Here is a 13,724-nt window from a genome sequence, read left to right on the forward strand (position 1 = left end):
TATTCACCTCGGAATAAAACTCAATAATTAAGAATGTAATCTCATATATATGCTACTGGCATCGATAAAGATGAGCGTTCATTTTCTTGACCGATGTCTCATATAAACAAATATGTACGCCAACTACATAATGGCATTCATTGTCCACGGCACGAATTCCAGGCTGCCATAGCCAAACTTCTCACTTTTTGTTTTTTGCCCTGAGGCCATTGCCAAGACATGGGCATAAAGTCGCTCACCCGCATGAGCGATAGTTTCAGTACCTTCCGCTACATCGCCGCAGTTAAGATCCATATCTTCCTGCTGGCGTTGCCATAACGCATTGTTGGTCGCGATTTTCAGCGAGGGGGTCGGCTTACTGCCAAACGCAGAGCCTCGGCCGGTGGTAAAGCAGAGCAAATTAGCCCCTCCGGCAATTTGACCGGTCACCGCCATGGGGTCATACCCTGGGGTATCCATAAACACCAATCCTTTCGCCGTAACAGGTTCCGCGTATTCATACACTTCTACGAGGTTTGACGTGCCGCCTTTAGCAATACCGCCCAATGATTTTTCCAGAACGGTTGTTAATCCTCCCGCTTTGTTACCTGCTGAGGGGTTGTTATTCATTTCGCTTTTCGTTCTGCCGCAATAGTCCTCCCACCATTTAATGCGAGCGATGAGCTTCTGACCCACTTCAGGGGTGACAGCCCTGCGCGTCAATAAATGCTCTGCGCCGAAAATCTCTGAAGTTTCAGACAAAATGGCCGTGCCGCCCTGCTGAACAATTTTGTCGGCCACATACCCAAGCACAGGGTTGGCGGAAATACCGGAGTAGCTATCAGAACCCCCGCACTCTAATGCCAGGATTATCTCACTCACTGGCACAGGCTCGCGGGTAATATTGTTGGCTTCGGGCAACATGGCATCGATGATCGCGATCCCTTTATCGATCGTTTTTTGCGTGCCCCCCGTCTCCTGAATCGTCAAACTATGCAGTAACTTGCCCTCCTCAAGTCCTTCCGTCTGGATGAGGTCTTTAATCTGGTTTGACTCGCAACCAAGGCCAATAATTACAACACCGGCGAAATTCACATGCCGCGCATAGCCGCTCAGTGTACGGCGCATAACTGCCATAGTTTCACTGTTAAATCCAAATGCACAGCCAAAGCTTTGTGGCAAGGCAACAACGCCATCAACCTGAGGGTATTTATCCAGCCCGACTTTCTTATAGTGATCTTCAATTGCTCTGGCGACGGTGGCGCTACAGTTAACAGAAGTCAGAATGCCAATGAAATTTCGTGTTGCGACACGACCATCCCGCCGACGAATACCCATGAAGGTGTCAATTTTTTCAGCAGCTGGCAGCACAACTGTGTCTTTGCCAAAGGCGTAATCGCGGGTAAAGTCCCCCATACTTAAATTATGCGTATGGACATGATCGCCCTGCCTAATTTCTTGCGAAGCAAAACCAATGACCTGGCCATAACGTTTTACTGCTTCACCAACGGCGATATCACGTAGTGCAATTTTATGCCCCGCAGGAATATCTACATTCACCGTAGTCTCCTCGTGCGCCAGCCAGGTGCCTCCCGTCACAGGAAAGCGGGCAACGACAACATCATCATTGCTGTTTATTTTAATCACTGGATAAGCCGTATTCATCTTAATAAAGCCTCAAGAATCCTGTAATGATTGTGCTTCAGGCTAGCGGGAAACCATAGCCTGAAATCCTCCGGAGCAACTACCGGTTAGTCAGCGATAACCTCTGCAGCCCGAAGAATACTTCTGGCTTGTTCGATTTTTTCTGCCGATAATTTCAACGTCGGCGCAATGACCTCAGTAGATATATTCATCCCGGTTGCTTTAATACATTCTTTAATAACGCCAAAGAAAGGAGACTCAATCGCATAAAGCGAGGACAGTTTCGCCAGCACGCGTTGTTTCTTAAACGCCTCTTCATAATCCTTTTCCATGAAGGCCTTATATATGCCCCCGGTAATCTCTGGCGCAATATTAAACGTTGCCGGGATACCGCCATTTCCCCCGAGGATCAGGGTATCAAGCATATATTCGTCGTATCCTGAAAACACAATAAAATCGCGGCGAAATGCATGTACGCGGTTAATTACTTCTCGCGTATGGCTGATGTTATCAATCGTGTCTTTAATACCGACAATATTAGGCACGTCGCGAGCAAGGCGTTCAATCACCTCCAGACCAATATCCTGTCCCGTTAACGCTGGAAAGTTATACAACATAACAGGGGTCTTCAGGTTTTCGGCAACGGTACGATAGTGTTGATAGATATAATCAGCATTTAAGATGGCATAGTAAGGATTCACAACCAGTACCGCATCTGCTCCATGTTGTTGAGCATGTAACCCATATTCAATGGTTTCGCGGGTGCCTGGCGCTGCAATACCTATCATCACCGGAACGCGCCCGTTCACATAGTTCAGCGCAAATTCAGTGACATCCAATCGCATCTGATATGCCATGTGACAAAACTCGCCACCGCTCCCAAGAATGAGTACACCGTGAGCGCCATCATTAATGACTTTATCAAGCATGGCCCCCATTCCAATGCGATCCAGTTGACCTTCAGAAGTCACAATCGTCGGAACGGGAGGGAAAACCCCTTTAAACTTATCAAGATTCATTTTATCACGCCTTGTTCCATATACAGAACCAATGTTCTACCCAGAGAATTATTCTCCCATTCAGATGCAGAATCAACCGCTATTTGCAATTGCCAGATAATAGTGCGTGTTTATGTGATCTTCCCCACCTTATTTATAAAATGTTAATAGTTACATATTCGCAACAATTGATATGGGAATAATTTCATGTCGCCACTCGCTAAATAAATATTACATTCTTATTAATTCAGCAGTTGACGACATCACGATATAGGATAACTATAAATACAACCCAGAACTAATGTTCCATGTATGGAACTTCTATTTTATAAGGAAACATTATGATTACTACTGCTATTTTCCCCGGACGCTACGTACAAGGTGCAGGTGCTATAGAACACTCTCTAGCCGACGAAATCCTTAGGTTGGGTAATAAAGCATTGATACTGCAGGACCCTATCGTTAACAAGAAAATGGGAGACGAAATTAATAATGCACTGGCAGGAAAACTTAGTTATCACGTTGAGATTTTTAATAGTGAATGTTCAGATGAAGAAATAAATCGGGTCTCTCATCTTGCAGAGAATTGCGGGGCAGAAATTATTGTCGGTATTGGTGGAGGCAAAACGCTGGATACTGCGAAAGCGACTGGTGCATCATTAAAACGACCTATTGTTATTGTCCCCACACTGGCCTCTACCGATGCCCCGTGCAGTTCTCTAGTGGTTATTTACACATCAGAAGGGCAATTTAAGCGTTATCTGATGATCCCGCGTAATCCAGATGTGGTGTTGGTCGATACGGCTGTTATTGCACAGGCTCCGGTACGATTTCTGTTGTCCGGGATTGGTGATGCACTGGCGACCTGGTTCGAAGCGGAAGATTGCCGGATCAAGCAAGCAGGTAATATGACCGGACACCAGGGCCCTATGACAGCATTCAGTCTGGCCCGCCTGTGTTTTGATACGCTACTGAAGTATGGTGTACAGGCCAAAAATGCCTGTGAGCAGCAAAAAGTCACGCCAGCACTTGAGCATGTTATTGAGGCCAATACGTTACTTTCCGGTCTCGGGTTTGAAAGCGGAGGTCTGGCAGCCGCTCATGCTATTCATAACGGGCTAACAGTATTACCGCAGACGCATCACTACTGGCATGGTGAAAAAGTCACATTTGGTACGCTTGCCATGTTAATGCTGACAGATCGCGATCCAGAGCTCATTTCCACGGTATATAATTTCTGCCTTGATCTGGGACTACCGACCACGCTCGAGGATATTGGTTTGCAGGATGTCAGCGATGAAGAACTATTCAAAGCGGCGGAAGCAGCCTGTCTGCCTGGTGAGACAATGCATAATGAACCCTACGAGGTGACACCGACCAACGTCTTGGCGGCAATGCGTGCGGCCGATGCGGAGGGGCGTCGTCTGAAAACTCTACGCTAATCGTGACCTGTTGTGATCCTTTTCGCGATAGCATTCAAAAATGAACAGCCGGAAACGATATGTCCCGGTTGTTCATTAAAAGATTACTTACCCCCCGCAAGTTCAAGAAAACTTCCGGTGACATAAGACGCCTTGTCGCTTAACAACCACACTATCGCCTGCGCCACCTCTTCTGGCTGCCCGCCGCGCTGCATGGGTAGCATCGACTTCACGCGATCGACTCGACCTGGCTCACCGCCAGAGGCGTGCATTTCTGTGTAGATAAGACCAGGACGTACGCAGTTTACACGAATACCTTGCGCCGCCACTTCCAGCGCCAGTCCGGTCGTCAGTGTATCAACCGCCCCTTTCGACGCCGCGTAATCGATATACTCAAACGGTGCGCCAAGCCGCGATGCCGCCGAGGAGACATTCACAATCGCCCCGCCCTGACCGCCGTGCTTTAAAGACATCCGCTTTACCGCTTCCCGACAACAGAGAAAGTACCCCGTAACGTTGGTCGCCAGTACCCGATTAATTCGCTCGGCAGTGAAATTTTCGACTGTACTTTGTTCAAATAAAATACCGGCATTATTCACCAGCGCAGCCAGTGGTTCGCCTTGCTGGTCGATGGCTTCGAACATCGCCATAACCTGGCGTTCATCACTGATATCCGCCTGCAGCGCAAATGCCTTACCCCCTGCGGCAACTATCGCGTTCACCACCTCGGTTGCGGCACGAATGTTGTGATGAAAGTTAACCGCGACCGTATACCCTTCTGACGCCAACTGTAATGCCGTTGCGCGCCCGATCCCCCGACTCCCGCCCGTCACCAACGCAATTGCCATAAATGTTCCCCAATAAAAAAGCCGGGTGCGCATGCGCGCACCCGGCCTACGTTGAATACACTAAGTATTACTGATATTCGCTCATTGGCACGCAGGAGCAGAACAGATTACGGTCACCGTACACGTCATCAAGACGTTTCACTGTTGGCCAGTACTTGTTCGCGACGCCCGCCGGGAAGACCGCAATTTCACGGCTATAGCCATGATTCCACTCGGCCACCAGCTCGTTCTGCGTATGCGGTGAGTTAACCAGCGGGTTATCTTCCAGCGACCATTCACCGGCTTTCACGCGATCGATCTCTGCACGAATAGCCAGCATCGCATTGATAAAGCGATCCAGTTCGACTTTGCTTTCAGACTCCGTCGGCTCCACCATCAGCGTACCCGCGACCGGGAAAGACATGGTCGGCGCGTGGAATCCGTAGTCGATCAAACGCTTGGCAATGTCGAGCTCGCTGATACCGGTCTCTTCTTTCAGTGGACGAATGTCGAGAATACACTCGTGCGCCACACGACCATCGCGACCGGTATACAGCACCGGATAAGCATCTTTCAGACGGCTGGCAATGTAGTTGGCGTTAAGAATCGCCACCTGGCTTGCCTGCTTCAGCCCTTCTGCGCCCATCATGCGGATGTACATCCAGCTGATTGGCAGAATAGAGGCGCTACCGAACGGTGCGGCAGAAACCGCGCCCTGACGGGTGAGCATCCCTTCAATCTGTACCACGCTGTGGCCCGGAACAAACGGCGCCAGGTGCGATTTAACACCGATCGGCCCCATACCCGGACCGCCGCCGCCGTGCGGAATGCAGAAGGTTTTATGCAAGTTGAGGTGCGAGACATCCGCGCCAATAAAGCCCGGAGAGGTGATACCCACCTGGGCGTTCATGTTTGCGCCGTCCAGGTAAACCTGGCCGCCAAACTGGTGCACGATTTCGCAGACTTCACGAATGGTCTCTTCATACACACCGTGAGTAGACGGGTAGGTCACCATGATGCAGGAGAGGTTTTCGCCTGATTGCGCTGCTTTCTCACGCAGGTCAGCCAGGTCGATATTGCCGTTCTTATCGCAAGCTACGACCACCACCTGCATGCCCGCCATCTGTGCGGAAGCCGGGTTGGTACCGTGAGCGGACGCCGGGATCAGGCAGATATCGCGATGACCTTCGTTACGGCTTTCGTGATAATGACGAATCGCCAGCAGACCCGCGTATTCCCCCTGTGCGCCGGAGTTCGGCTGCATACAGACGGCGTCGTAACCGGTCAGTTTTACCAGCCAGTCAGAAAGCTGACCGATCATCTGGTGGTAACCTTCTGCCTGCTCTGGCGGGCAGAACGGATGCAGTTCAGCGAATTCAGGCCAGGTAATTGGGATCATCTCCGCAGCCGCGTTCAGCTTCATAGTGCACGAACCCAGCGGAATCATCGCCTGGTTCAGCGCCAGATCTTTACGCTCCAGCGAGTGCATATAGCGCATCATCTCGGTTTCGCTGTGATAGCGATTGAACACCGGGTGGCTGAGGATCGCATCGTCACGCAGCATGCAGTCCTGAATGGAACGGCTGTCGAGCGCCACGTCTTTATCCAGTGCATCGATGTTCAGGCCATGGTTGTCACCCAGCAGAACATTGAACAGCTGCACCACATTTTCACGGGTGGTGGTTTCGTCGAGCGTGATACCTACCGCGTTATGAATATCACTGCGCAGGTTGATTTCTGCCGCTTCAGCACGCGCCAGCACAGAAGCTTTGTCCGCCACTTCGACACAAAGGGTGTCGAAGTAGTGCGCATGACGCAGCTTCAGCCCTTTCTGTTGTAAGCCCGCCGCCAGAATATCGGTCAGGCGGTGGATGCGGTTGGCAATGCGTTTCAGACCAACCGGACCATGATAAACGGCATACAGGCTGGCGATGTTGGCCAGCAGAACCTGCGAGGTACAAATGTTGGAGTTCGCTTTCTCGCGGCGGATGTGCTGCTCGCGAGTTTGCATCGCCATGCGCAGTGCGGTATTCCCCGCAGCATCTTTGGAAACACCGATAATACGGCCTGGCATGGAGCGTTTGAATTCGTCTTTTGCAGCAAAGAATGCCGCATGCGGGCCACCGTAGCCCATCGGTACGCCAAAGCGCTGGGCAGAGCCGAAGACAATGTCTGCGCCCTGTTTGCCCGGGGCAGTCAGCAGCACCAGAGCCATGAAATCAGCGGCTACGCTAACAACGACTTTACGAGATTTCAGCTCAGCAATCAGCTTGCTGTAGTCATGAACTTCACCGGTGGTGCCAACCTGCTGCAACAGCACGCCGAAGACGTCCTGGTGCTCCAGCGCTTTTGCAGCGTCATCGACGATGACATCAAAGCCAAAGGTTTCCGCACGGGTGCGTACGACATCCAGCGTTTGCGGATGAACATCAGAAGCCACGAAGAAACGGTTAGCATTTTTCAGTTTGCTGACGCGTTTTGCCATCGCCATGGCTTCAGCGGCAGCGGTTGCTTCATCCAACAGAGAAGCAGAGGCCATGTCCAGACCCGTCAAATCCAGCGTGACCTGTTGGAAGTTCAACAGTGCTTCCAGGCGCCCCTGGGAGACTTCTGGTTGATACGGCGTATACGCGGTGTACCAGCCCGGGTTTTCCAGCATGTTACGCAGAATAACCGGCGGCAACTGCACGGCGGTATAGCCCATGCCAATGTAGGACGTGAAGCGCTTGTTACGCCCGGCGATGGCTTTTAATTCAGCCAGCGCAGCGTATTCGGTCGCCGCCTCGCCCACCTGCGGCGGAGTGTCGAGCTGAATGTCTTTCGGCACAATCTGGCCGATCAGCGCGTTTAACGACTCGGCGCCAACTGCATTCAGCATCTCTTGCTGCTGCGTGGCGTCCGGTCCGATGTGGCGTTCAATGAAAGCGCCGCTGTTTTCAAGCTGGCTTAACGTCTGTGTCATGGGCGATGGTTCCTGAAACGTGCAGTGAATCGTGATTGTCTCTGTCTGCGTGCCCGGTGGCGCTTACACTGACCGGGCCTACGCTCTGTAAGCCGGATAAGCACAACGCTATCCGGCATAAGCGTATTTATTCGTCTTCTAACAAAGCTTCGTATGCGGTCGCATCCAGCAGCGACTCAATTTCGCTTTCATCGCTGGCTTTAATTTTGAAGATCCAGCCGCCGGCATACGGTTCGCTGTTTACCAGTTCCGGGGAGTCGCTGAGCGCGTCGTTCACCGCAACAATCTCACCGCCTACTGGCGCATAGATGTCAGAAGCCGCTTTGACGGATTCTGCAACGGCGCAGTCATCGCCCGCGCTGACGGTGGCGCCGACTTCCGGCAGGTCAACGAAAACCATATCGCCCAGCAGCTCCTGAGCATGTTCGGTGATACCAACGGTGTAGGAACCGTCAGCTTCTTTACGCAGCCATTCGTGTTCTTTGCTGTATTTCAGTTCTGCAGGTACGTTGCTCATTAATCAATCTCCAAAAAGGATGAATCACGCGACGGCTTTGCCGTTACGCACAAAAACAGGTTTAGTCACGTTTACCGGCATTTCACGGTTACGGATCTGCACGATTGCGGTCTCGCCGATACCCGCCGGAACACGGGCCAGCGCGATGCTGTAACCCAACGTCGGGGAGAACGTACCGCTGGTAATAACGCCTTCCTTCAGGTTGCCCTGGGCGTCGGTGAAACGTACCGGCAGTTCATTACGCAGGACACCTTTCTCCGTCATCACCAGGCCAACCAGTTGTTCGTGGCCTTTTTCACGCTGAGCTTCCAACGCTTCGCGACCAATGAAGTCACGGTCAGCGGGTTCCCACGCAATGGTCCAGCCCATATTAGCGGCCAGCGGAGAGATACCTTCATCCATCTCCTGGCTGTACAGATTCATCCCCGCTTCCAGACGCAGCGTATCGCGCGCGCCCAGTCCGCAGGGTTTGACGCCTGCTTCTACCAGCGCACGCCAGAAATCCGCGGCCTTTTCGTTCGGCAGCGCAATTTCATAACCCGCTTCGCCGGTATAACCCGTGGTCGCGATAAACAGATCACCGGCCTGCACGCCGAAGAAAGGTTTCATACCTTCTACCGCATGACGCTGCACGTCATTAAACAGCGTGGCGGCTTTCGCCTGCGCATTCGGCCCCTGCACGGCAATCATCGACAGGTCATCACGCACGGTGATGTCGATGGCATAAGGTTCAGCGTGTTGGGTAATCCAGGAGAGGTCTTTTTCGCGGGTGGCGGAGTTTACAACGAGGCGGAAGAAATCTTCAGTGAAGTAGTAGACGATCAGGTCATCTATCACGCCGCCCGAAGCGTTGAGCATACCGGAGTAAAGGGCTTTGCCGGTTTTCGTTAGTTTCGCAACGTCGTTGGCCAGTAGATAACGCAAGAACTCCCGGGTGCGGCTACCGCGCAGGTCAACGATGGTCATATGCGACACATCGAACATACCGGCGTCGGTGCGGACAGCATGGTGCTCGTCGAGTTGAGAACCGTAATGCAGGGGCATCATCCAGCCATGGAAATCAACCATGCGCGCGCCACATAGCGTGTGTTGTTCGTACAAAGGAGTCTGTTGAGCCATCTTTTCCTCGTTGAATAAGCGGGGCTATCAACTCTTTCGTGGTGAATTCTTCGCCACGAAACCCAGCATCGCAGCCGCTCCAGGAGGCCGCGACGCAAACGTTCTCTTTGCCTTGAACTTACCACCGAAACAGACGCTAAACCATAAGGCAAAATTAACCATCACATTAGCTTATGACTAAAAATGGCGAAATCGTCGTCAGAATAAAAAACCAGACAATTGGCAAATAAGAAGAACAAACAACAATAAGGCAGTAAATTAACCGGCACATTTCCACATTAAATGTGGAAAAAATGTCAAAAATGGCGTTATTGAAAAACAGTGATATTAGAATAACTAATGCGAAAAAAGGTGTGGAATTAGATTATTTCAAATGAGATTGGCATCCCGGCGCGCAGGCCGGGAGAGGAAAATGTGACGGGTCTCAAACTCTTAAAATTGTCCTTTCGGACGGTTAGCGCAACCACTCAGGAAGATCGTTTAACCCCATCGCCTGACGGATGAGTTGTGGTTTAACACCTGGTAGGGTATCGGCCAGTTTCAGACCAATATCACGCAGCAGTTTTTTAGCTGGATTCTCTCCGGCGAACAGTTCGCGGAACCCCTGCATTCCGGCCAGCATCATCGCCGCACTGTGCTTACGGCTACGCTCATAGCGGCGCAAATAGAGGTACTGACCAATGTCTTTCCCCTGACGCTGCAGGCGCTTAAGCTCGTCAATCAGCTCTGCGGCATCCATAAAGCCGAGGTTAACGCCCTGGCCCGCCAGCGGATGGATGGTATGCGCCGCATCTCCCACCAGCGCCAGACGATGCGCCGCAAACTGGCGCGCATAGCGCCCTGTCAGCGGAAATACCTGACGTTCGCTCTCAACGCGGCATAATCCCAGACGATTATCGAAGGCGATGTTCAGCGCTTGGTTAAACTCGTCTACGCTGGCCTGCTGCATACGCTCAGCGTCTTGTGGCGAGAGCGACCAGACGATAGAACACAGATGCGGGTCGCTGAGCGGCAGAAATGCCAGAATCCCCTCCCCATGAAACGCCTGGCGAGCCACGGCGCCATGTGCTTCCTGGGTACGAATCGTCGCGACCAACGCGTGGTGGCGATAATCCCAGAACGTCAGCGGAATATCAGCTTTATTGCGCAACCAGGAATTAGCGCCATCTGCGCCAATCACCAGACGTGCGGTCAGCATTGAGCCATCCTTCAGGGTCAGAAAAGCGTCATTCTCACCCCAGGCGACCTGCTGGAGTGCTGCCGGCGCCATCAGCGTAATATCTGCCGACTGCTGCGCCTTTTGCCACAAGGCGTGGTGGATGACCGTATTTTCTACAATATGCCCTAAATGGCTGTACCCCATGCTTTGATCATCAAATTCGATGCGCCCGAAACTGTCTTTATCCCAGACCTCCATGCCGTGATAGCAGCAGGCGCGGCGGGCGACAATGTCAGACCACACGCCGAGGCGGGTAAGCAGCTTTTCGCTGGCAGCATTAATGGCCGACACACGAAGCTGAGGCGGCGCATCCGTCGCCAGCGGCTGCGGAACATGCTGTTCTAACACCGCCACGCGCAGCCCGCTGCCTTGCAAACCGCAGGCAACCGCCAGCCCGACCATGCCACCACCGACAATTGCTACATCAACACTTTGCACTGTTTAATCCTCAAAACCTGTAATCCGTAGGCCCGATATGCACAGCGCCATCAGGCATTTTTGCGGGTAACCCTGCCGGAAGGCCATATTTATCGCGCAACCCAACCCAGGGTCCGCTCCGCCAGAACATCACGTGCCGGGGTAAATAATTCCATCGCCATGAGGCCGACATTACGTCCAACGACCAGCGGTGCCCAGCGATTAGCAAACAGATGCACCAGAATGTTCGTGACGCCAATCGTCGCCTCACGATCGGCCTGACGACGTTGCTGATAGCGCAATAGCACGGTGTAATCACCCACGTCTTCGGCGTTGCTTTGCGCCTGCGTCAGCGTTTCAGCAAGACTCATCGCATCGCGCAGACCGAGGTTAAAACCTTGCCCAGCGATAGGATGGAGCGTCTGTGCCGCATTGCCAACCAGCACGGTGCGATGCGTCATCGCCTTCACTGCGGTGGTTAACGCAAGCGGATAAGCACTGCGTTTACCGGCTTGCGTGATCCGCCCCAGACGCCAGCCAAATGCGGCTTGCAGTTCGCGGCAAAACTGTTCATCTGACCAGGCCATGATCTCATCGCGCTGTTCAAGCGGATGGCACCACACCAGCGAACAACGGCCATCAGACATGGGCAGCATCGCCAGCGGACCAGACGACGTGAAGCGTTCAAACGCACGTCCGTCATGCGGGACGGACGTCGCAACGTTGGCAATCACCGCCAGTTGTTCGTAAGGCTCTTGCTGCCAGTCAACCCCACATGCGGTCGCCAACGCCGAGCGAGTACCGTCAGCGGCAACCAGTACGCGACCGGTGATCACCTCGCCATTTTCCAGCGTCACGTTAACCTGCTCCTGAGTACGTGACACGCTCGCAACGCGCTCGGGACAATGCAGCGTTACGCCTGGCGCTTTACGCAGCAGCGCAAACAGACGCAGCCCGACATCGTGAAGTTCAACCACCTGCCCCAATGCCGGAATGCGGTATTCCTGCGCATCAAGCGTCACAAATCCCGCATGCCCACGATCGCTGACGTGTACCGTTTTGATCGCCGTAGCGCAATCATCAATCGCCTGCCATACGCCAATGCGCGCAAGCTGCTGGCATGTACCCGCCGCCAGCGCTATCGCCCTGGCATCAAACCCAGGATGGCTATCAGAGTCAGGTTCGCTCGCTTCGATCAGATGCACTGGCAGCGTCCCATGGCTAAGCTGGGAAATGGCCAGCGCCAGCGTCGCGCCCACCATGCCGCCACCCACGATAATCACGCTCATTGCAGTCTCGCCGCAGCCATTAAGGCTTCAATCTCATCCGCCTTCTTGACCACGCTGGCGGTCAGGTTTTCATTACCCTCTTCGGTAATGAGAATGTCATCTTCAATACGAATCCCGATGCCGCGATACGCTGGCGGTACGTCGGCATCCGGTGCAATGTACAATCCGGGTTCGACGGTAAGCACCATCCCCGGTTCGAGGATGCGTGAGCGATCCTGCCCGTAAGCACCAACATCGTGTACATCCAGCCCCAGCCAGTGGCTAAGGCCATGCATAAAGAAAGGACGGTGTGCGTTCTCGGTAATCAGTTGCTCAACGTCACCCTGCAGAATGCCGAGTCTTACCAGACCCGTAATCATGATACGGACCACCTCACCAGTTACCTGCTGAATGGTCGTTCCCGGACGATACAGGCGCAGGCTGGTTTCCAGCGATTCCAACACAATGTCATAAATCTCACGCTGTGCAGGCGTGAATTTGCCGTTGACCGGGAAGGTACGGGTAATGTCGCCTGCATAGCCTTTGTACTCGCAGCCCGCATCAATCAGCACCAAATCGCCATCGCGCATTTCACTTTCATTTTCGGTGTAATGCAGGATGCAGCCGTTTTCACCGCTACCGACAATGGTGTTATAGGAGGGGTAGCGTGCACCATGACGCGTGAACTCGTGGTGAATTTCCCCTTCCAACTGGTATTCGAACATCCCCGGACGGCATTTTTCCATCGCACGGGTATGTGCCAGCGCGGTGATTTCTCCGGCGCGACGCATCACAGCAATCTCTTCTTTAGATTTGAACAGACGCATCTCATGCACCATCGGCCGCCAGTCGATAATCGCGGCAGGCGCTTTCAGATTTTGTCTGGAGCCTTTGCGCAGTTTTTCCAGGGCGGTGAAAACGACTTCATCGGCGTATGCATATTCGCCCTGCGCGTGATAAACCACGTCCAGACCATTAAGTAACTGATGCAGTTGTTGGTTGATTTCACTGTAGGCTAACGCCCGATCAACGCCCAGTTTTTCCGGGGCGGCTTCCTGACCCAAACGACGACCAAACCAGATCTCCGCCGTCAGGTCACGAACCCGATTGAACAAAACGCTGTGGTTGTGAGTGTCATTACTTTTAATCAGCACCAGCACGGCTTCAGGCTCGTTAAAACCGGTGAAGTACCAGAAGTCGCTGCTCTGGCGGTACGGATATTCACTGTCCGCACTGCGTGTGGCTTCAGGTGCGGCAAAAATCAGCGCGGCGCTACCTGGCTGCATTTGCGCCAGTAAAGCCTGGCGACGGCGGAGATACTCTTGCTGCGTCATAACACTCTCCTTGGCGTTT

At 52.9% G+C, this 13,724-nt stretch carries 10 protein-coding genes; 1 reads left to right on the forward strand and 9 read right to left on the reverse strand.

Annotated elements, in window-relative coordinates; genetic code table 11:
- Positions 1–123: 123 nt before the first annotated feature.
- Entirely contained in the window at positions 124–1,644 is a 1,521-nt protein-coding gene (locus N7268_RS01415; protein WP_260861555.1) for a UxaA family hydrolase, read from the reverse strand.
- Positions 1,645–1,730: 86 nt separating this feature from the next.
- Positions 1,731–2,642 carry a dihydrodipicolinate synthase family protein gene (locus N7268_RS01420; RefSeq protein ID WP_260861556.1) on the reverse strand — a complete coding sequence of 304 codons (912 nt, stop codon included), beginning with the start codon at positions 2,640–2,642 and terminating at the stop codon, positions 1,731–1,733.
- 320 nt (positions 2,643–2,962) lie between these two features.
- On the opposite strand from N7268_RS01420, the gene N7268_RS01425 reads away from it, so the two are divergent.
- Positions 2,963–4,063, forward strand: coding sequence for a glycerol dehydrogenase (locus tag N7268_RS01425; RefSeq protein ID WP_260861557.1), 1,101 nt, complete (start codon positions 2,963–2,965; stop codon positions 4,061–4,063).
- An 83-nt stretch (positions 4,064–4,146) separates the two neighbouring features.
- Here N7268_RS01425 and N7268_RS01430 read toward each other — a convergent pair whose 3' ends face one another.
- From N7268_RS01430 to pepP, 7 genes are all read right to left on the reverse strand, one after another.
- Positions 4,147–4,890 carry an SDR family oxidoreductase gene (locus N7268_RS01430; RefSeq protein WP_260861558.1) on the reverse strand — a complete coding sequence of 248 codons (744 nt, stop codon included), beginning with the start codon at positions 4,888–4,890 and terminating at the stop codon, positions 4,147–4,149.
- A gap of 67 nt (positions 4,891–4,957) precedes the next feature.
- Positions 4,958–7,831 carry an aminomethyl-transferring glycine dehydrogenase gene (gene gcvP / locus N7268_RS01435; protein ID WP_260861559.1) on the reverse strand — a complete coding sequence of 958 codons (2,874 nt, stop codon included), beginning with the start codon at positions 7,829–7,831 and terminating at the stop codon, positions 4,958–4,960.
- A 127-nt stretch (positions 7,832–7,958) separates the two neighbouring features.
- Positions 7,959–8,348: a glycine cleavage system protein GcvH gene (gene gcvH / locus N7268_RS01440; protein ID WP_003026965.1), complete on the reverse strand. Its 390-nt coding sequence runs from the start codon at positions 8,346–8,348 to the stop codon at positions 7,959–7,961.
- 24 nt (positions 8,349–8,372) lie between these two features.
- Complete coding sequence (gene gcvT, locus N7268_RS01445; protein WP_260861560.1) at positions 8,373–9,467, reverse strand: glycine cleavage system aminomethyltransferase GcvT; 1,095 nt, start codon at positions 9,465–9,467, stop codon at positions 8,373–8,375.
- 454 nt (positions 9,468–9,921) lie between these two features.
- Positions 9,922–11,124, reverse strand: coding sequence for an FAD-dependent 2-octaprenylphenol hydroxylase (ubiI, locus tag N7268_RS01450; RefSeq protein ID WP_260861561.1), 1,203 nt, complete (start codon positions 11,122–11,124; stop codon positions 9,922–9,924).
- 89 nt (positions 11,125–11,213) lie between these two features.
- Complete coding sequence (gene ubiH, locus N7268_RS01455) at positions 11,214–12,392, reverse strand: 2-octaprenyl-6-methoxyphenyl hydroxylase (protein ID WP_260861562.1); 1,179 nt, start codon at positions 12,390–12,392, stop codon at positions 11,214–11,216.
- Complete coding sequence (gene pepP / locus N7268_RS01460) at positions 12,389–13,705, reverse strand: Xaa-Pro aminopeptidase (RefSeq protein WP_260861563.1); 1,317 nt, start codon at positions 13,703–13,705, stop codon at positions 12,389–12,391. Before pepP ends, ubiH begins: the two co-directional genes overlap by 4 nt.
- Between the last annotated feature and the right edge of the window lie 19 nt (positions 13,706–13,724).

This window comes from Citrobacter sp. Marseille-Q6884, from assembly GCF_945906775.1.
Taxonomy (GTDB): domain Bacteria; phylum Pseudomonadota; class Gammaproteobacteria; order Enterobacterales; family Enterobacteriaceae; genus Citrobacter.